At 62.2% G+C, this 17,987-nt stretch carries 20 protein-coding genes and 1 tRNA gene; all 21 read right to left on the bottom strand.

Translation table 11 applies throughout. The features are described from left to right. Positions 1 to 36: 36 nt before the first annotated feature. Entirely contained in the window at positions 37 to 954 is a 918-nt protein-coding gene (locus DW925_RS01275) for a TatD family hydrolase (RefSeq protein ID WP_117790200.1), read from the bottom strand. Then, on the bottom strand, positions 944 to 1,804 hold the full coding sequence (gene rsmA / locus DW925_RS01270; protein ID WP_117790199.1) for a 16S rRNA (adenine(1518)-N(6)/adenine(1519)-N(6))-dimethyltransferase RsmA: 861 nt from the start codon (positions 1,802 to 1,804) through the stop codon (positions 944 to 946). Before rsmA ends, DW925_RS01275 begins: the two co-directional genes overlap by 11 nt. Positions 1,805 to 1,911: 107 nt before the next feature. Continuing rightward, entirely contained in the window at positions 1,912 to 3,513 is a 1,602-nt protein-coding gene (metG, locus tag DW925_RS01265; RefSeq protein WP_117790198.1) for a methionine--tRNA ligase, read from the bottom strand. A 69-nt stretch (positions 3,514 to 3,582) separates the two neighbouring features. Then, positions 3,583 to 4,461 (bottom strand): 16S rRNA (cytidine(1402)-2'-O)-methyltransferase, encoded by an 879-nt coding sequence (gene rsmI, locus DW925_RS01260; RefSeq protein ID WP_117790197.1) that lies wholly within the window; start codon positions 4,459 to 4,461, stop codon positions 3,583 to 3,585. Positions 4,462 to 4,467: 6 nt separating this feature from the next. Then, a complete protein-coding gene (locus DW925_RS01255; RefSeq protein ID WP_055309641.1) occupies positions 4,468 to 5,529 on the bottom strand; it encodes a glycoside hydrolase family 5 protein in 1,062 nt (353 codons plus the stop codon). A gap of 545 nt (positions 5,530 to 6,074) precedes the next feature. Further along, positions 6,075 to 6,147 (bottom strand) — tRNA-Phe (locus tag DW925_RS01250). A 123-nt stretch (positions 6,148 to 6,270) separates the two neighbouring features. Next, the gene (locus tag DW925_RS01245; RefSeq protein WP_035137167.1) at positions 6,271 to 6,555 is read right to left on the bottom strand and encodes a ribbon-helix-helix domain-containing protein; all 285 of its coding nucleotides are present in this window, start codon (positions 6,553 to 6,555) and stop codon (positions 6,271 to 6,273) included. Next, positions 6,530 to 6,820 carry a hypothetical protein gene (locus DW925_RS01240; RefSeq protein WP_117583813.1) on the bottom strand — a complete coding sequence of 97 codons (291 nt, stop codon included), beginning with the start codon at positions 6,818 to 6,820 and terminating at the stop codon, positions 6,530 to 6,532. Before DW925_RS01240 ends, DW925_RS01245 begins: the two co-directional genes overlap by 26 nt. 58 nt (positions 6,821 to 6,878) lie before the next feature. Next, a complete protein-coding gene (locus tag DW925_RS01235) occupies positions 6,879 to 7,238 on the bottom strand; it encodes a DUF192 domain-containing protein (protein WP_226790440.1) in 360 nt (119 codons plus the stop codon). Beyond that, on the bottom strand, positions 7,235 to 7,711 hold the full coding sequence (locus DW925_RS01230) for a TadE/TadG family type IV pilus assembly protein (protein ID WP_117563701.1): 477 nt from the start codon (positions 7,709 to 7,711) through the stop codon (positions 7,235 to 7,237). The genes DW925_RS01235 and DW925_RS01230 overlap by 4 nt, the downstream gene beginning before the upstream one ends. Further along, on the bottom strand, positions 7,711 to 9,771 hold the full coding sequence (locus DW925_RS01225; RefSeq protein WP_117790196.1) for a hypothetical protein: 2,061 nt from the start codon (positions 9,769 to 9,771) through the stop codon (positions 7,711 to 7,713). The genes DW925_RS01230 and DW925_RS01225 overlap by 1 nt, the downstream gene beginning before the upstream one ends. 76 nt (positions 9,772 to 9,847) lie before the next feature. Then, the gene (locus DW925_RS01220; RefSeq protein ID WP_117563703.1) at positions 9,848 to 10,384 is read right to left on the bottom strand and encodes a TadE/TadG family type IV pilus assembly protein; all 537 of its coding nucleotides are present in this window, start codon (positions 10,382 to 10,384) and stop codon (positions 9,848 to 9,850) included. Next, positions 10,320 to 10,538: a hypothetical protein gene (locus tag DW925_RS01215; protein WP_117563704.1), complete on the bottom strand. Its 219-nt coding sequence runs from the start codon at positions 10,536 to 10,538 to the stop codon at positions 10,320 to 10,322. The genes DW925_RS01220 and DW925_RS01215 overlap by 65 nt, the downstream gene beginning before the upstream one ends. 1 nt (position 10,539) lies before the next feature. After that, positions 10,540 to 11,103, bottom strand: a complete 564-nt coding sequence (locus DW925_RS01210; RefSeq protein ID WP_147349506.1) for a hypothetical protein — start codon at positions 11,101 to 11,103, stop codon at positions 10,540 to 10,542. Then, a complete protein-coding gene (locus tag DW925_RS01205; protein ID WP_089572694.1) occupies positions 11,067 to 11,300 on the bottom strand; it encodes a hypothetical protein in 234 nt (77 codons plus the stop codon). The genes DW925_RS01210 and DW925_RS01205 overlap by 37 nt, the downstream gene beginning before the upstream one ends. A 10-nt stretch (positions 11,301 to 11,310) precedes the next feature. Then, positions 11,311 to 11,952 (bottom strand): type II secretion system F family protein, encoded by a 642-nt coding sequence (locus DW925_RS01200; protein ID WP_117790194.1) that lies wholly within the window; start codon positions 11,950 to 11,952, stop codon positions 11,311 to 11,313. Continuing rightward, positions 11,949 to 12,875 carry a type II secretion system F family protein gene (locus DW925_RS01195; protein ID WP_117790193.1) on the bottom strand — a complete coding sequence of 309 codons (927 nt, stop codon included), beginning with the start codon at positions 12,873 to 12,875 and terminating at the stop codon, positions 11,949 to 11,951. Before DW925_RS01195 ends, DW925_RS01200 begins: the two co-directional genes overlap by 4 nt. Beyond that, complete coding sequence (locus DW925_RS01190) at positions 12,848 to 14,176, bottom strand: CpaF family protein (RefSeq protein WP_117790192.1); 1,329 nt, start codon at positions 14,174 to 14,176, stop codon at positions 12,848 to 12,850. The genes DW925_RS01195 and DW925_RS01190 overlap by 28 nt, the downstream gene beginning before the upstream one ends. After that, the gene (locus tag DW925_RS01185; protein WP_117790191.1) at positions 14,173 to 15,822 is read right to left on the bottom strand and encodes a P-loop NTPase; all 1,650 of its coding nucleotides are present in this window, start codon (positions 15,820 to 15,822) and stop codon (positions 14,173 to 14,175) included. Before DW925_RS01185 ends, DW925_RS01190 begins: the two co-directional genes overlap by 4 nt. Next, positions 15,822 to 16,481, bottom strand: a complete 660-nt coding sequence (gene cpaB / locus DW925_RS01180) for a Flp pilus assembly protein CpaB (RefSeq protein ID WP_233540205.1) — start codon at positions 16,479 to 16,481, stop codon at positions 15,822 to 15,824. The genes DW925_RS01185 and cpaB overlap by 1 nt, the downstream gene beginning before the upstream one ends. 252 nt (positions 16,482 to 16,733) lie before the next feature. Beyond that, positions 16,734 to 17,687 (bottom strand): ribosome small subunit-dependent GTPase A, encoded by a 954-nt coding sequence (rsgA, locus tag DW925_RS01175; protein ID WP_199575496.1) that lies wholly within the window; start codon positions 17,685 to 17,687, stop codon positions 16,734 to 16,736. Positions 17,688 to 17,987: the final 300 nt, after the last annotated feature.

Below are 17,987 nucleotides of genomic sequence, written 5' to 3'. Positions count from 1 at the left end.
AATTAGAATAACGGAGCGCCACCGCGAACGCAAGAACTATTTTTGAAAAAGTTTGCAGGCATTTTCCCAAGCGGCATGCGCGATTGTTTCGGCGTCCTCACCAATGCGATCGACACGGTCGTTAACCAGCGCGTTTGCCGTAATGGAGATCATTGCTGGCTCGCATTCAAGACCGCGAATGGGCTCCGGCGCCATATACGGGCAATCCGTCTCGAACAAAATGCGGTCGAGCGGGGTCGCCGCAAATGCCTCGCGCACGTCGTCGTTGCGCTTAAAGGTGGCCGCACCACCATAGGCGATATAGCAGCCCAGTTCCACAAAGCGCTCCATCGTGGCGCGGTCCTCGCCAAAGCAGTGCAGCACGCAACCGGCCTGAGGCACACCCACCTCGCGCAGCACGTTGTACGCATCCATATGCGAGGTGCGCTCCCCATCCGAGTCCTCGTGCCGCAGGTGCAGCTCCACCGGCACATTGCGGCGCACGGCAACTTCGAGCTGACGCGCCATGCAATCAATCTGCACACTGTGGGGCGCCGGCGCGATGTCGTCGTCGTAATCCATGTGGTAGTCCAGACCGATCTCGCCGATACCGGCGCACAAAGGGTCATCGAGCGCAGCAACAACCTGCGCGTGAATGTCATCGGTATAATCCGGCGCGCCATAGGGGTGAACGCCAGCGAGATACTTGATCTGCGGAATATCCCGCATCGGCAGAATTTCGCGCACGAGCCAGTCGCTATAGTCCGTCACGCTGCGCTTGTCGGCGATGGGGTCGAGCATCGTCACCAACAGGTCGACGCCCGCGGCTTTGGCGCGCACGAGCGTCTCGGGCACTTCTTTCCCCCAAAACGAAAGCAGATGCGCATGCGTGTCAGCAAGCGGTGCCAAGGGCACGGGACAAGCAACCGTCTTCTTTTTCTTGGTAAACGTCACGCGTTCGGCATTAGGCATCATGGATGAGCTCCTGAGCCAGGCGGATAAAGTCGGCAACATCAAGCGTTTCTGCGCGCGTGGTGGGTGCGATACCGCAAGCCTCAAAGGCGGCGTCGAGCACGTCCTTGGCAAAGCCGTTGGCGCTCATGGAATTGCGGATGGTCTTGCGGCGCTGAGCAAATGCAGCATCAATCACGCGGGCCACAAACTCGCGATCGAGTCCTTCGGGCGCCACGCCGTCAACACGGTCGATACGCACGACGGCCGAGTCCACGTGCGGTGCCGGCATAAAGCAACGTGGCGGCACCTCAAAGCGACCCGTAACCTGCGCATACAGGCCGAGCTTTGCCGTGTAGCCGCCATAGGTCTTGTTACCCGGCACCGCGGCAATGCGATCGGCAACCTCCTTTTGAACCATGACCACGGCACGCTTGAGCGCGGGCATCGTCTGGAAGAACTGCAGGATGATCGTCGCCGCCACGTTATAGGGCAGGTTCGCGACAAATACCGTCGGCTCACCGCCTGCAGTCTGCTCAATCTGCCCCGTCGTCACCTTGAGCGCGTCGCCCATGATAAAGCGGAAGTTGGCATAGTCGGCGGCATGGGCATCGAGCACCGGTTCGAGTTCGGGATCGGCCTCGATCGACGTGACGCACGCCGCCTCCTGCAGCAGCGCGAGCGTGAGCGTACCAACGCCCGGGCCAACCTCGAGCACGCGCTCATCGCCCGTGAGCTCGGAAAGCTCGCAAATGCGCTCAATTACATGGTTGTCGATCAGGAAGTTCTGGCCCAGGCGATGCTTGGTCGCAAGGCCAAACTCCTCCAGCAGCTCCCTTGTTGCCGTGGGGTTTGCCAAAGGCGAAGTTGTCATAGTTGCCTCCTTAGCATGATGGCGGCGTCTTGAAACAAAAGGGCATGGACCGTTGCGGCCATGCCCTTACATCTAAACAGCAAATTGCCGATATGGCGCGCGGCGTCTTAGCCCAGACGCGGGAACAGCGGCTCACCCTTCTCGACGGGCTGACCACCGGCAAGCAGGCCCCAAGCGCAAATGCCCTTGAGGTCGTCGCTCGCGGCCTCGTCCTCGCAGGACAGGCGGCGCAGGGCTTCGGCAGAGGTCTGAGGCATGAGCGGCATCAGCAGGTGAGCGGCAATGCGGATGGCCTCGAGCAGGTTGTAGATCACAAATGCCAGCTCGTCAGCCTTAGCCTCATCCTTGGCAAGCGCCCAAGGCTCGGAGTCCTCGATGTAGTGGTTGGCGGCGTGGATGAGCTCCATAACCTCGTCCTTGGCTCCGCCGTAATCGAGCACGTCCATCTTGGCCATGTAGCGCTCGACCAGGCCGTCGGCGATCTTTGCCAGCGGGTTGTCGAACGCATCGAACGATGCGGGCTTGGCGGGCGCGCAGCCGTCAAAGTACTTGCCGCTCATGTTGAGCGAACGCGAGATGAGGTTGCCCCAGCTGTTGGCCAGGTCGGCGTTGTAGACCTGCTCCATGCGATCGAAGCTGATGGCGCCGTCGGTGCCGGGGACGACGTCGGTCATAAAGTAGTAGCGATAGCCCTCGACGCCCAGCATGTCGATAACGTCCTGCGGAGCGATAGCGTTGCCGCGGCTCTTGGACATCTTCTCGGCCTTGCCGGTCTCGGCATTGCGCACGGTCAGGAAGCCGTGGGCAAAAACGTGCTCGGGCAGGGCCTCGCCGATGGCCATGAGCATGGCGGGCCAAATGACGCAGTGGAAGCGGATGATGTCCTTACCCACGATGTGGAACTGCGCGGGCCAGCGATAGGCCAGCTCGGCACGCGCCTCGTCGGTATCGACACCGTAGCCGACGGCCGTCATATAGTTGAGCAGCGCATCGAACCACACGTAGGTCACGTGGCCCTCGTCAAACGGGACCTGAATGCCCCAGTCAAAGCTCGTGCGGCTCACGGAAAGGTCGTTAAGGCCGCCCTCGACAAAGCTGCGCACCTCGTTCATGCGGAACGCAGGCTCGACAAAGTCAGGATGCTCGTCATAGAGCTTGAGCAGCTTGTCCTGGAAGGCGGAAAGCTTAAAGAAGTAGGACTCCTCCTGCACGCGCTCAAGCGGACGGTGGCAGTCGGGGCACAGGTGCTGGCCGACGCTGCCGTACTCCTCGTCGCCCTTCTGGACCTGCGTATCGGTGAAGTAGGTCTCGTCAGGCACGCAATACCAGCCGTCGTAGCTGCCCTTATACAGGTAACCGGACTCCTTCATGCGCTCCCACAGGTACTGCACGGCATGATGCTGGCGCGGCTCGGTGGTGCGGATGAAGTCGTCGTTGGAAATCTCGAGCTTGCTCCAAAGCTCCTTGAAGTGCGGGGCCTGGCTGTCGGTCCACTCCTGCGGCGTCATACCATGCTTGGCTGCGGCCTCGGCGACCTTCTCGCCGTGCTCGTCCATGCCGGTCAGGAACTTGACGTTATAGCCGGCGGAGCGGCGATAGCGAGCCTGAACGTCGGCGATGATGGTGGAATAAGCCGTGCCCAGGTGCGGATCGGCGTTGACGTAGTAGATGGGCGTCGTGATAAAGAACGAAGGCTTGCTTTGATCCATGGGGTTTGTCCTCCAGAAAAACGTTGCATACAGGGGATGATTCTAGCGCAAGGGCTGGATATCCTCCATCTATTGCATATCGAGCACCATGGCATAGACATCGCGCTTGCGGCGCGAATACTTCTGAGACAGGCGCTTGGCCACCGCAGAGGCGGGCTCCCCCTCCTCGAGCGCGGCGCGGATATCCTCGCGCAGGGCCTCATCGGGATCCGCTGCCGCGGCGCCAACCGGCACGATGCCGACATCCTCGTCCTCGCTCGGCGGCGCGATGACCAGCGCAATCTCGCCCTTTACCTCGCCGCGAGCACGCAGCTCTTCGGCGAGCTGGGCGGCGGGCCCGCGCAAGACCTCCTCGTGCAGCTTGGTGAGTTCGCGGCAGACGGCAACCTCACGCTGGGGAAAGACCTCCGCCACGGCCTCGAGCGTCGCCACGATGCGATGTGGAGACTCGTAGAAGATGAGTGCGCCGGGCACCACGGCAAGGCGCTGCAAACGACGCACGCGGTCGCCGTGCTTTCGGCCCAAAAAGCCCTCGAAGAAAAAATGCTCACAGGGAATGCCGGACGAAACGAGCGCCGTGACGCAAGCAGAGGGCCCGGGGATAACTTCGACGGGCACATCGGCCTCACGTGCCGCCTCGACCAGCGCCTGGCCGGGATCGGACACGCTCGGCATGCCGGCGTCCGAGGCAAAGGCGAGGGTCTCCCCCGCCAGCAGACGGTCGACCAGGCCGGCGGCGCGGCTGGCGATCACATTCTCGTCGCAACGGACAAGCGGCTTGGAAATTCCCAGGTGCATCAGCAGCTTTGACGTCACACGCGTGTCTTCGCAGCAAATGGCATCGGCGGCGGCAAACGCCTCGCCAACGCGCGGGGACAGGTCGCCCAGGTTACCGATGGGCGTGCCGACCACATAGAGTTTGCCCGTGTGGGCGCTGTTTTGCGTCATATCAACCTATTCAATCATGCCGCGTTCGAGCGTACCGAGCGCCGCGCGAGCGTCCCATGCTGCAATGCGCTTCTCGGTCTTCCACGTTTGGAAGAACCAACCGGCAGCCGGCGCAAACGAAGCCAGCTGGTTGGCGATAAACACGCGCTCGTAGGCATTGCGGCCCTCGGGCGTAACCGACGAGTTGGCAAAGATCGCCGCACCCGACCATTCGCCCACCAGCACGGGGAACCCAGTCGAAATCGCTTCTTTAAGCTCGCGCTTGTTACGCGAAATCGCCGTCGTCAGCCCGCGAGGGCTCGTGATGTCGAGCGCATACTCGTCGCGGTAATGGTACAGGTGAAGATCCATGTAGACGTTCTTGTACTTGGCGCCGCGCATAAAATGCTTCCACTCGCTGGGATGCCCCGACGACGAGAAGACGACGATCTTATCCTCGGGCATATACGAACGGACGAGCTCGTAGGCATCGCGATAGAAATTGCGCAGGTAGTGAGCAGGAATGCCATCCGTCATGGTGAAGAGGCTCTTGCGAACGCTCATCTGCGGCGTGTCCAGCAGCTCAATGCCCAGCAGGCTCTCGGCCTCGCCATAGCGATCGGCCAAGCGCTCGAGCACGTCGAGTGCGACATGACGGCCGTTGGTGGACGAATGCCACTCGGCAACAGCCTCCGGCGTGGTGGGCGAATCGTTGGAATCGCCCTGGCCACCGGGCACGGTTGCCAGATCGAGCAGCACGCGGATGTCGTACTTGGCAGCCCACTCAATTGCGCGGTCGATGTAATCGACAACCGATATGTAGGAGGCATCGGACTCCTGTGAGCCAAAGGCATACCAGGGCACCGGCAGACGCACGGCATTGAGACCGATCTGCGCCATGCGGCGAAAATCGTCCTCGCTCACAAACGTCTCGTAATGGCGGCGCATGCGCTCGTTATAGGCGGCGGTACCCATGGCCTCCTGTAGCTCAGCCGCGTTGGATGCACCGGTCGCCGCGTACAGCGACGGGGTCACCCAAGGCTCGGGAATAAACCAGCCAGAGAGATTAACGCCGAGTATCCTCTCCATCACTGCCCCCTTCGGATCATGCAGGTCGAACCCGCATCGTATTGCGTAGGATAAGTATCGTTTTGAGTATACCCGCGTGTGCGGACAGGCGACCGAACGGTCTGCAAAGTGACGCGAAAGTGGGAGGAATGTCTGGGAGCAGACGGACTCGGAATGGTGCGACGAGGTGTGTACGCGCGCCGGAGGCAGGCACCGGAAAGTGTGTCCCGTTCTATCGCTCAATAATGGGGCGCATTTTCCGTTAGCAGGCCCAACCGGAAAATGCATCCCGTTCTGAGCGCAGGATCTGGGACGCAGTTTCCGCAGAACCCTACATAAAAGAAAAGGACCCCTTTACAGAGGTCCTAGTCAATTCAAGGTGGCGGGGAAGGGAATCGCGTCCGCGCGCTGCGCGGACGGACCGCTGCGGCGCTTACGCGCCTTGCGAGCTGCGCTGGCAAACGCTTACGCGTTTACTCAGCTCCGCGCCCTCACGGGGTTCGATTCCGTGCGAGGGCTACATAAAAGAAAAGGACCCCTTTGCAGAGGTCCTAGTCAATTCAAGGTGGCGGGGAAGGGAATCGAACCCCTGACACGAGGATTTTCAGTCCTCTGCTCTACCAACTGAGCTACCCAGCCATTTGAGGTGTGCCTTGTTTCAAGGCTTGATTAGTATAACCAAGGACGCGTTCCGGTCAACCGAGAATTTCAAAAAAGTTTTTGAGCACAGCCTCGGTTCTTTAAATCGGCACGTCAGAGGCATCAGCCGGCAGCAAGAAGTTTTTCGCTCAGAGCCGCACGGGCAAACTCACTTGGCGTCATCCCCTCGGCAGCCGCCCGTCGACGAATGGCCTCCTTCATTCCCAGAGGAATCTTGACCGACAGCGTTGCCGTCCCCTCACCTGAGAGTGGGGGCCGTCCATGCACGATCCCACCAACGGTGTGTTCGCCATCCGGAAACTCTCCGCGCTCGTACGACTCGCACCACGCGTCAATCATTTCATCCGTTACAACCTGACCATTAGCGGCCGTATACGTCTTGCCCATCATCGACCCCTTTGCCGAGCCCGTTCAATCTCCTGCCAAAATTTCTTCTGGACTGGAGACAAGGCATGAATGATAAGCCCCCACGGACAAGCTCGACCGCGACAAGCTCCACGCTTCGTCCGTCTGGGAGCCATCCAATCGCAAGCCATCTCGGCGGCTCGTCCTTCGGCTCGCGACGAATGCACTCAGTAACCGCAAGCCAAGCGCTAAGCACCTGCTTTTCCGTCAGGTGCTTTTTAGCGTTGGGATGGATCTCAACATCCATGCATCTTCTCCTCCATCTTACCCAATTTCGTATGACGAAAGTCCGCTGTCGCCAATTCTTAAGCCGGCACGCGTTGGAGAGCAGGGGTCGAAACAATGATTGAAGGACGCTCTAGTACGGCCCAGGCGCCGGGGCAGGAGCACATACGCCAGGGACGTACGTTTTCGTAGCATACGAGGACATAGCCACGTGCATCGATAAAGGCGATATCGATGGGATAGGCCATAAAACACGTATGGACCGAAGAGCAGCGTGGAAATGCCATGACGAGCGGCAGACCGTTGGCGGCAACCGGACACCGTCCCAGCATGCCGCGCAGGCGCACGGCAAACGACTCCGCCACCGCAAACTCGGCCGGCGTCCAGCCCAGCCTATTGAGTGCCCGCGCGTAGGCGATGTAGGACGAGACCGCGGTCACATGACCACCCCCGGACGCCATGGATCGACCGTCACCGCGCGCTCGTGCGACAACGTTGTCGGCGCCCCCAGCGGAACGCCAGCGATGCTGAGAGAAGTCGGCCACGGCTCATAGTGCATGGTGCAGGTGTAGGTCCTAAACGTACCGGATAGGGAGAGCAGGCCACCATCCGATGCCTCCGCGCCTTGCTCGCTCGACACTTCGATCTGCAAGTCATAGCCCTCCATGGCATTCAGAATTTGAGTCCGGACCGTCGCCGAGGCATCGACAGAGCTTTCGTCGCCCTCCCCGCTCGGCGCCACGGCGTGCGCCAACACGATGTCGGGCACCACGCGGTCGAAGCGCGCGACAGCGCTGGCATAGATCATGACGTTGTATACGATGAGTGCCAGCACCAGCAAAACGGGCGTAACCACTGCTATCTCCACCGTCGCTTGGGCGCGCTCCTCGCGCAGACGCATGCGGATACTCATTACGACCCACCGCCCAGAGCGCCAACCAGCGTGGCGACATCGACGGTGAGCGGGATGGAGCCGCCGCCGGGCAGAGGAATCTCCGCAAGCGTGAACACCGTACCGCTGATGGTGCGTTCGACTTGATATTCCAACGCCTCGCAAAGCGCCTTGGGATCGGTCACGCCCAACGGAATACTTCGCAGTTTGTCTTGCGCTTGAGAGAGACCAGCAATGTCAGACCCCGGGCTCTTAATGACGTTGGCGGAATCAGTCAGCACCGGCTTTCGCAGGCGCAAGTCGCACGGTTCCAAACCCAGCGCCGCCACGGACGCCGAAACGGTATCGCCGAGCCACGATGCGATGGAGCCCAACGCGCCGCTGCCCCCTCCTAGGCCTTTAATCATCTCGTCCATAAGTTCGTCGGCCGAACCTTGGATGTCTCCGTATCCCACAAGCAGCCGTCCCCAGACATCCATGACGCCATCGAGTACGCCGGCAACGCCACCCGAGCGTTCCTTCAATGTCGAGAAAAATCGCGAAAGCACGTTGTTTTGCGCCGTCGCCTCATCGGGCGCCAGCACCGCGGCAGAGATGGCACCGCGATCGCCAAGCCTGACTGCCGTGTTAAACGAAGAGTTGAGCTCATCGGGGCTCGAGATGGCACCCGAAACCGCAAAGGCAACCACGCCGTTGCGACCGGGCGGAGCGATACGCGGACGCTCGCCCGAAAGCGCTTTAATGGCCTGGTCAAACGCATTGCTCGCACGGTCGGCCTCATCCTCGGTCTGACGCATGAGCTCAAGCTCTTTGTTCCGACATTTGACGTATTCCTCCAAGGCCTTTTTGAACTCGTCGAAGTGATATTCGAAGCCGTTTTCGATAGAGGTTGAAGGCGCCGCAACAGCACCAAGCGACAAAACGCCAAAATGGCATTTGCTGCATTTATCCTGTCCATCGTAATCGGCAACCGAAGCAAATCCGCTCGGCGTCCCTTTCTTATAGTTAGGGCAGGTCGTCCCGTAATGCAGATACGCCTTGTCATCGTTCACGCTAGTCGGCCACACCGCATCGGTATAGAGTTCCGTCGCCCGAACCTCATCAGAGTTGCGCGGCAGCAGCGGAATATAGGAGGAAACCCTGTCTCCGTTCTCGGTTATATGTGCCCGATCGACCTCCGCGCTCGCATAGGTATAAAACGCCTTACGCGCCGCAGACTCTGCCTTCATCTCGACACTCGAGCCGTGGGGCTTCTCATTTGTCAGACGCCAATGGTAGTAGTCCTTCGCGCGATCAAGGGCAACTTGGGGCTCCCACGTAACGCTCGATGAGTAATGCGGATTTTGAACACCGGAGAGATCCGTTAGGCTTTTCGCACGCTCCCACATGCAAGAACAGCTGCCGACCGAGCCCTTGTCAGACCCACCACAATCCGCCAGCCAAGCACGCTCTTTAGCCTTCGCCGTGTCCTCAGAAGCCTTCCGCAGCTCCTCGGCCGCACACTCTAAATCATCTGATGTGTCTTTAATGGCATCGGTCGAGATCTCGGACCCCTCGAGCGCAGCGAAGTCAGACTCGGATGTCCTGGGCACGGCAAGCGCCGTACCGGTATAGGTCACACTATCGGTATCCTGCGCCGACACCGCCTGCGTGGCACGCGCGGCGATCAGATACGGCAGAGCCGTCTCGATTTTCTGTAAGCCTTCCGATGCGCTTTTGGCAAACTTGTTGCGCGTTTTAATGATCTCGATCCCGGTGTCGACCATATTGCCGGCAACCGGCTCGGCACCCGGGATGAGGATGGCGACCAGGCCCGTCCCGATCGTGGCAAACCCCGCCAGCCCCAGACTCAAGATACTCGCATCAACCACCGTGGCAGCCGTGTGATAGGACGACACTACGTTGGCACCCGCCAGCGCGCCGCTATCGGCCGCCACCTGGGCGTCCCCGGCACGCGACATGCTCCATATCGCCGCGGTCGACGAAAACAACAATGTGAGCACCACCAAGATGACCACCGCAGAGGAGAGCGTGGTGTAGGCACCGTCTTCGATAAACAGGTCGATACCGGCTCGACCCATAAAGCCGCCTCGTTTGCGGAGAGCGCCTGGTCGACGGCGGGCCGCAAACCCTTGCGTCACCCGCAACAGGCAGCGCCTAATCCCATGCAGCAATCCACGAATCATAATCTCCCTCCAGCCATTCGGGACGCGATTGATACGAGACATCGACCTTGAGCTCAACGTAGCCGCCCTCGGCGGTACCACCCATAGCCTGCGCAAACGCACCGATCACAGGCAACGGCTTGACCTCGCCGGAAACGGACACGGACGAGACGCCACCCGCACCGGCCCGGCCAAGCTCGATATCCCACGACAACGGCCCGCCGGCATGAAAGATCGAAACGTTGGGCACTGCGGCAAGTCGGCGGCGGGTGAACTCCTTAAGATCGTCGTCCTCCGCCGTCGTCGTGGTCATGAGCCGCGCGGTCTCGGCGGCGGCAGACTCCATGACCGCGCGCGTATAGAGCAGGCACACCGGTTGCAGCGCGAGAAGGATGAGTGTCAGAAACGTCGGCAGCAAAAAAGCGGCCTCGACCGTAGACTGCGCCCGGTCCTCGCGCGCGGCATCAATACAACGCGATGTCCTTAGCGGCCGCAGCGGCGTCGATAACCGACGTCGAGGCAACGCCATGGGATGCCGCCCGCTCAACCAGCGCCGCCAAGCGCCCATCGGTGCCGGCACGCCAAAGCCCCGCGATCGCCAGCACGATCGATAACAGCGCCACCGTGACGATGGCGTATTCGACCGTCGCCTGGGCAGATTCCTCACGCAGGACATCATGCATTTCACGATCCCTCCTTTGGGTCCGTTGCCTGCGGGCTCAGGCGCACGGCGCGCAGACGACACGAAGCATCGCCAGCATCCGCGGCAATTGTCACCATATCGACCCAGCCGCGTCCGTCGCGTACGATGGCGCCCCACACGTTTCCCTTGATGTCGAGATAGCCGCTCAGAGCAAGTTGCGCCGTGGGTACCTCGCGATAGGCACGCAGCATATCCGCCGCCGCTTCGGTCATCGGTCGGTCCTCGGACCATGCAAGTCGGACCGCAATCGCGTTGCCCTCAGGCGAATCCGTCGCAGTGCCAGACCGCTTGTCGAGCGTCCGCAGAAAGGTTTGCGCCGTGACAGCGACATCCGAATCGTCCGCATCTCGCATCTCATCTTTTTGAGACGCCACCGCCGAATCTGAGCCCAAATCGGAGGCGGTCCCAGGACGCTGCTGCCGCGCGGCGTTAAGCCCCCAAAGCACCGCCGCTATCGCCACGGTCAGGCAAGCAAACACCAGCAGCACCCCGACGGGGCGTTCGCCCTCTACAGGCTGTTGATGCCCTCGCTGATAGCGTTCCATAGATCTTGGACCTTGCCCTTAAATGCGACGATGGCGATAATCGCGATCACCACGAGCACGCCGACCAAGATGGCATACTCGGTGGTACCCTGTGCACTCTCCTCCTGCAATAGTTCCTTGGCGCGCTGACGAACATGTGCCGCCCGGCAAAACGCCCAGCCCTGGACCTTGCCAGCAGCGTCAGTCATCGTGTTCATGTATTCCTCCCTACGTCATCCCGCCTGCTCCCAGCAGCGGGCCCAATATGGACAGAAGCAACGCCGGCAAGATGAGCGTGCCGGTGGGAATCAGCAGCTTGACGGGCGCACGCTCGATCTCGCGCTCGACCGCGGCGCGATGAGCCGCACGGATCTCGCGACTTTGAGCGGCCAGTGTCTCGGCAAGTGGGGCACCCAGGGCGAGCGCCTGCCCCACCGTGATGGCAAAGGTCTCGAGCGCTCGCACGTCCAGGTCGCGCGCGGCGGCCAACAACTCGTCCTCACGCGTGCCCACGCCCACCTGCCACGCCATGCAGGCGCGCTCAAGGCGAAGAGCCAGCATTGACCGGCGGTTGGCGCAGAAAATCTCAAGCGCCGCATCAAACGAAAGACCGGCCGAAAGACCCAAGCGCACAACATCGATCATCTCGGACACTTCGCCGAGCGACACTCGCGCCGGGCCGCCCGCTCCAACCGCGCCCTTCACTCGCGCGGTCAGAGCATCGACCACCGAGCGACCCGCGGCAGCGACCAGCACCGCCTCGCGCTTGCAGGCCCCTGCGATCTTGCGTGCATCCGCCCGATCCAAACCCGTCGCGACAAATACACTCAGGGCGCACAGGCAAGCCGCAACTGCAACCGGGGCGCTCATAGCTCCACCCGCATAATGCGCCGGATAACCACCAGGGCAACGGCGTTGAGGGCAAGACCCAGCACCACAGCGCCCGCGCCGGCAGGCGTCGCAAGACCGCGACGAAAATCTGCCGAAAGCAGCGCCAACACCGCGCACATGCCCGCCGGCATCGCCGCGACCATATGCGCAGACATGCGGGCCTGCGACGTCTTAACATCCAGGCGGCGCTTGAGCTCAATGCGCTCCCCCACCATGCTCGACGCCTCGGACAGTAAGTCGGCAAGCGGAGCGCCGGTGCGCTGAGACACCTTAAGCGCCAAGGTCGCAAGCGAAAGACCGGGGGCGTCGATACGCACGAGCAAGTCATCGAGCGCGTCGGTCGCCGAGATGCCGCAATCGATCGCCGCCGCCACCCGCAAAAACTCGGTATGCACTGGCTCTTGCGCATGAGCGCCCACAAAGCGCATGCCCTGGGCCAGCGAATGTCCCGAGGCAAGCGACATGGAAAGTGCGGTAAACGCCTCGGGCATTGCCTCTTCTGCATCGTGTTGCTCGCGCCGGCTCTCAAAGCCATCCCGAGCGGCACCAACGGCAAACGGAGCAACAAGTCCCAAGGCAAATCCGAGGGGCGATAACGACACCATCGTTAGTAAAACGCAGCAGACACCGCTCGATAGCAGCAGAAACGCCAAACGTCCCGAAGCATCTTCGATCACGAGGCCAAGGCGATGCGCCGGAGCCAGCGATGCCCACGAACGGGCGATCTTTTTCAGCAGATCGTTTTCCACCAGCTCACGCGGCAGCTTCTCTGCCACCGTCTCGAGCGCCTGACGTGCCAGCTCCGCCGGCGGTACCTGCGGCACACGAGGTTCCGCCCCGCACGCCGTCGCGACAGAAAGCCCTGCCAAGCCCCCTACGACGAGGGGCACAGTGATCTCCATTCGTCCACCTCCTCTTGTGTGAGCGTCCCCGACCGCAGGCCTTCTGCGATAAACGGCGGCTCGCGGTCAAGCGTCCAGGTGCGCTCGGCGGCATCGAACGTCACATAGCGCTCGAGCTCTACGCCGCCCGATGCGGCGCGTCGCACCCCCGAATACGAGGAGACGAAGCGCCTGCCATCGGCGTGGCGCTCGGACATCACGATACCGTCGAGTGCCATGGCAATCTGCTCCTCGATGAGCTCGCTCGGCAGATCGATGCCATAACGTGCAAGCAACGTCAGACGCACCACGGTCTCCTGTTCTGAACCCGCATGAAGCGTGGTGAGCGACCCGTCGTGGCCCGTGTTCATGGCCTGCAACATGTCGCAGCACTCGGCACCGCGCACCTCGCCCACCACGATGCGGTCGGGGCGCATGCGCAGGGCATTAGTCACCAGGTCGCGGATCGTCACCGCGCCCTCGCCCTCAATTGAAGCCTCGCGCGCCTCTAGGCGCACCACGTGCGGATGATGCGCAAACTTGAGCTCGGCAGAGTCCTCGATCGTCACGATGCGCTCGCCGGTGGAAATCTCACATGACAACGCGTTGAGCAGGGTGGTCTTACCAGATCCCGTGCCTCCCGCAACCGCCAGGTCCTGTCGCAGCGACACCGCACACGACAGCAGCTGCGCATACCAAAGCGGCAGCGATCCCAACCCCACGAGCTCGTCCAGCGAGCAGATACGGTCCGAGAACTTTCGGATGGTGAGAATCGGTCCGTCAATCGCCACAGGCGGAATCACCGCGTTGACGCGATAGCCCGTTTTGAGGCGGGCGTTGACGATGGGGCTGCGCTCGTCGATACGGCGGCCAAGTGGCGAGATAATGCGGTCGATAAGCACACGGATCTGCTCATCATCCTCAAACGCATGCTCGATGGGGTACAAGACGCCGCCGCGTTCAAAGAAAGCCGAGCGGCAGCCGTTGATCATGATCTCGGTAACGGTGTCGTCCTCGATGAGCGGCTGCAACGGCCCCAAGCCCACCACGTCATCCAAAATCTCGTCGATGATAGTCTCGCGCTCGGGCGTCGCGAGATCGGTCGGCTCCTCAACATTGAGCGCCGCCTCCACCGCAGGACGCAATTCCGAGCGGGCAAGTGCCGGGTCGATATAGGCGCTGATACGCGCCACTTCGTCGTAACCCATGCGGTCCATCACGGCGCGCTTGGCGCGTCGTTTCACGGCGCGGCGACGCCCCGCATCTACAGGCGCTGCCGCCGCCGCAGCGCCGGCAGCCTTAATCCTCGTTTGCAGGCTCATCGCTGATCACCCTCGCGCGACCAGGGAAGGCGGATACGCGGGCGTTCGGTGCGCGTTGCACGGTCGGCGACCATATCGCTCCAAGGGCCGACGGCGCACCCCAGTTCCACGAGCATCTCGCGCGTGGCCTCGCGCACGCTAGTCGCAAAAGCGCTGGTCTGCCCCACTGCCTCGTCAGCGCGCCCAAACGCCATGAGCGCGGCGAGATCCTGCCCGCCATCGGCGATACGAATCTTGGAGCTTAACGCACAGGCAATCTCAAAGCGCATGGCGACGTCCTCGTCTGCCCCGCGCGCACCGAACCGGTTGAACACGGCGCTCATGCGCGTGCGCGGCACACCTACTCGACCTGCCAGTTCAATGACGCGCGATGCCGATGCCGCGGACGACACCGCCGCATCGCCAACGACCAGGCAACGGTCGCTCGCCGCCACCGCAGCCGCCACGGCGTCGCCCCAAAAGACCGAGGTATCGATAAAGACCACGTCGGATTCGCGACGCAGAACATCAAGCAGTAGCTCCACCGGACGTGCCATGAGCTCGGCTTGCTCGGGCGCCGCGACGGGACCCCAGAGCGTAACGCCCGGCGCCACGCGCATCGAAGCGGCTACGATATCCGGCTCGGTGAGCATGCCCGCCGCCGACGGCTCGATAAGTGCCGCCATATCGCGCGGAGCATCGACGCCTAACAAGTCGTAAAGGTTTCCAAACATCAGGTCCAGGTCGAGCACGGCGGCACGCAAGCCCAACAGCGACGATGTGTGTGCCATGGTGGCAACGATCGTCGACTTGCCGCAACCGCCCGAACCCGAAATAGCGCAGATGACTGGAGCTCGATGCGGCGGAGCGGTAGCGTCTGCCGGCGGCATCGGAGGCGGCGGGGCGGGCGTCGGTGACAGCGTCCCCGTCTCCCCCGCCGCAACCACGTGCTGCGTCCAAGCCGGCATGGCTGCTTGTTCGGTCTGCGAGGCAGGCTCGTTCTGCGCAATCTGCTCATGCTGCATCAGCGACAACTCGCCGCACCCGGCAAGGCCCTCAACTTCGTCGAGTTCATCCGCCAGATTCACGCCGTGCACGTATCCCATATCTACTGCCGGGGAGTCGCCAGCATGCTGCGCCGGCCCTCCAGCGTCATCGTATACAAGGGGGTTCCGGGGGCGCCGACCATGCTCGGCTTCCGCTTTTCCATAATCATCAACACGCGGGCCTCTTGTAGCGCGAGGCGCCCCGGGTTCCCTATCAACAAAAGCATCGGGCTCAATCGTCATGCGCCGATCGGAATCAACCGCTCCCTCGCCCGCGCGCCCGTTGCCGCATATACTGTGTGCAGCGATGACCTCGGTCGCCCCCGCGCGAAACAGCCCCTCGATATCCGACGGATCGAGCGCTTCTATCAACACGACCACGCGACTCACGCGGCCTTCGGCCGTCAGGCGCGCAACAGTCTTGCGCACATCTTCGGTATCAAACAGAGACGCCGCGATGATGGCAGCCCCGCGGCGCGACGGAAACGCCCGCGCCATGGAAACCAGCCCGTCCAGGTCACCCACGCGAAGCACCTGTGCACCCACATCACGGCCCTCGACTTCCCGCTGCAACAGTCCGTAATCGCCGCACGCGCAGCACGCAAGCCAGATTGCCTTCATCACTCGTCGCCTCCGCTCTTTTTGCCGCGCGCCGTGGCGGGAATCGTCAAGCTGACCGTTCCCTTGCCCGAGGCTCCCAGCAGTTCCTTGACGTCTTCGGGGTCAGCCGCCAGCGTCACCCATTCGATCTTGCCCTCGCGCGTGGCACCGGAATCCTCACTGGTATCGATCACGTGCGCGCCGCACAGCCGATCGGTTACGCCGTCTTTTTGCACATACACATCCACGTAGCTGCCCACGCCCGTAGCACCGCCGACCGAGTGCTCGGCATCGACCGCCACCGAAACGGCGACCTTGCCCTTAGGCACCTCGAGCTTGCGGCTCTCGGCCTTGGTGTAGACATTGCAGATCACGGCGTTTTTGGGAATACGCGAAGTCGTCACGTCGCCGCGCACCTGGCGCAGCTCGGTCGCCGCGTCACGCGGCAGCAGACTCGTCAGCCATTCCTGGGTTATGACATTGGTCTCATCGAGGGTCTCGCCCACATCGATATCGCGCGCCGCGACGCATACCTCGACGCGATCGCCACCGTACTTGGCCAAGGTCTCAGCCTGGACCTGTTCGGCTTGCGAGCGGATCGACGAGCCGTAAACCATGCAAAGCAGAGCAGCGAGCACGCCCGTGACCAGACTGATGGCGATGCGCTTGCTCTTGTTCACGGCCGCTCCTCTCATGGCAGTGCCGGGCGAATGCCCGTACCACCATTGTCTGGGCGGTCAGAGCGCAAAGCGGCGCAATCGCGATCTTGGTTTTCGATGTCAAACCAATCGCTGACCAAAAGCTGACCAGCCCGTCAAGCTCGTGGCAAGGTTTTGGTCGGCACATCAGCAAACTGCATGTTTCGAGGCTTTTCCGCAGCAAAAAAGCCGTCTCCCGAACAGTTGGGAGACGGCTGTCATAGGAAAAATCAATTACAGATGGACATCGGGATCGAGCATTTGAGCGCTCACGCGCATGGATGACGCCAGGTTTTGGAACGTTTCCAGACGCAGGCTATCGATCTGCCCGGCGTCCTCGGCCTCGCGAACGGCGCAGCCCGGCTCATGGACATGCGTGCAATCGCCAAACCGGCACGCGCGCGATGCCTCGACAATCTCGGGGAAAGCGCGCGCCAGACCCCGCTCGTGACCCACGAGCGGCAGGCTGCGCAGGCCCGGGGCATCGGCGATCACACCGGCGTCGCCCGGCAGCGTCACCATCACGCGCGCGACGGTAGTGTGACGGCCCTGGTCGTCGCGTTCGCGCACACCGCCGGTCGCCAACGTATCGTGGCCCAGCAGCGCATTGAGCAGCGTCGACTTGCCGGCACCCGACTCGCCCAGAATCATGGCGCAGCTCCCGGCAGGCACGCAGGCACGGACCTCGTCCAGGCCGCGGCCCTCGGCAGAGGACGTCACGATCACGCGCACGTCCGGACCCACCAGGCGGCGCACGCGGTCCAGATCGCGCTCGAGCTCCTCGGCATCGCAGCGGTCGGCCTTGGTGAGCACCACCACCGGCTCGGCATCGCAATCGAGCGCCAACACCAGTGAGCGCGCCACGCGATCGAGCAGCACCTCGCCGGCGCCGAGCGCCTGCACGATCAGCACGCTGTCAACGTTGGAGCAGAGCACTTGGCGCTCACCGCGGGCACGGCCACGCCAACGCTCAAAGCTCGTACGGCGCGGCAGCACGCACTCAATCACGCCCATATCGTGCCCGGGAGCGCGGCGCACCGCCACACGGTCGCCCACGGCAGGCAGCAGGACCTCGTCCTCGCCGCGCGACTTGGCAAACCCCACGGCATGCTCGGCACGAAACGTGTCATCGGCAGTCGCCACCAGCGGAAACCCGCGGTCCAGGCGCACCACGGCGCCCAACTGCATCTGCTCGGGTTCCTCGGCTTGCGCGCAAAAATCATCGAAGGCTGCCCGTTGGGCGGCATCAACCGGCAGATCGTCAAACGCCGGAACATCCTGCAACGCATCGAGCCCCGGTACGCTCGTCAACAACTCCTCGGCAGACGCGGGGGCTTCGGTCGCAAGCTTCCGACGACGGTCACGCTTAGCCCGCGCCCCCGTCGTCTTTTTCTTCGCTTTAGCCTTAGCCTTGCCCACAAGCGCCTCCCAGCACCATAAATCACAACTGAGCAGGTATTTTCCCACAAAAAAGAGTCGGTCGAGCAA

Origin of the sequence: Collinsella sp. AM43-1 (genome assembly GCF_003467925.1) — a bacterium.
Classification (GTDB): Bacteria; Actinomycetota; Coriobacteriia; order Coriobacteriales; family Coriobacteriaceae; genus Collinsella.
This window is presented reverse-complemented; position numbering and strand designations above follow the sequence as displayed.

Excerpts from the sequence above, each read along its gene's own strand:
- DW925_RS01220 (WP_117563703.1), bottom strand. The coding sequence starts at position 10,384 with ATGGCGTTGCCTCGACGTCGGTTATCGACGCCGCTGCGGCCGCTAAGG.
- DW925_RS01245 (WP_035137167.1), bottom strand. The coding sequence starts at position 6,555 with ATGGGCAAGACGTATACGGCCGCTAATGGTCAGGTTGTAACGGATGAA.
- DW925_RS01195 (WP_117790193.1), bottom strand. The coding sequence starts at position 12,875 with ATGGAGATCACTGTGCCCCTCGTCGTAGGGGGCTTGGCAGGGCTTTCT.
- DW925_RS01255 (WP_055309641.1), bottom strand. The coding sequence starts at position 5,529 with ATGGAGAGGATACTCGGCGTTAATCTCTCTGGCTGGTTTATTCCCGAG.
- DW925_RS01215 (WP_117563704.1), bottom strand. The coding sequence starts at position 10,538 with ATGCATGATGTCCTGCGTGAGGAATCTGCCCAGGCGACGGTCGAATAC.
- DW925_RS01185 (WP_117790191.1), bottom strand. The coding sequence starts at position 15,822 with ATGAAGGCAATCTGGCTTGCGTGCTGCGCGTGCGGCGATTACGGACTG.
- DW925_RS01240 (WP_117583813.1), bottom strand. The coding sequence starts at position 6,820 with ATGGATGTTGAGATCCATCCCAACGCTAAAAAGCACCTGACGGAAAAG.
- DW925_RS01225 (WP_117790196.1), bottom strand. The coding sequence starts at position 9,771 with ATGGGTCGAGCCGGTATCGACCTGTTTATCGAAGACGGTGCCTACACC.
- rsmA (WP_117790199.1), bottom strand. The coding sequence starts at position 1,804 with ATGACAACTTCGCCTTTGGCAAACCCCACGGCAACAAGGGAGCTGCTG.
- DW925_RS01190 (WP_117790192.1), bottom strand. The coding sequence starts at position 14,176 with ATGAGCCTGCAAACGAGGATTAAGGCTGCCGGCGCTGCGGCGGCGGCA.
- DW925_RS01205 (WP_089572694.1), bottom strand. The coding sequence starts at position 11,300 with ATGAACACGATGACTGACGCTGCTGGCAAGGTCCAGGGCTGGGCGTTT.
- DW925_RS01200 (WP_117790194.1), bottom strand. The coding sequence starts at position 11,952 with ATGAGCGCCCCGGTTGCAGTTGCGGCTTGCCTGTGCGCCCTGAGTGTA.
- DW925_RS01275 (WP_117790200.1), bottom strand. The coding sequence starts at position 954 with ATGATGCCTAATGCCGAACGCGTGACGTTTACCAAGAAAAAGAAGACG.
- DW925_RS01210 (WP_147349506.1), bottom strand. The coding sequence starts at position 11,103 with ATGGAACGCTATCAGCGAGGGCATCAACAGCCTGTAGAGGGCGAACGC.
- rsgA (WP_199575496.1), bottom strand. The coding sequence starts at position 17,687 with ATGCAGTTGGGCGCCGTGGTGCGCCTGGACCGCGGGTTTCCGCTGGTG.
- rsmI (WP_117790197.1), bottom strand. The coding sequence starts at position 4,461 with ATGACGCAAAACAGCGCCCACACGGGCAAACTCTATGTGGTCGGCACG.
- metG (WP_117790198.1), bottom strand. The coding sequence starts at position 3,513 with ATGGATCAAAGCAAGCCTTCGTTCTTTATCACGACGCCCATCTACTAC.
- DW925_RS01230 (WP_117563701.1), bottom strand. The coding sequence starts at position 7,711 with ATGAGTATCCGCATGCGTCTGCGCGAGGAGCGCGCCCAAGCGACGGTG.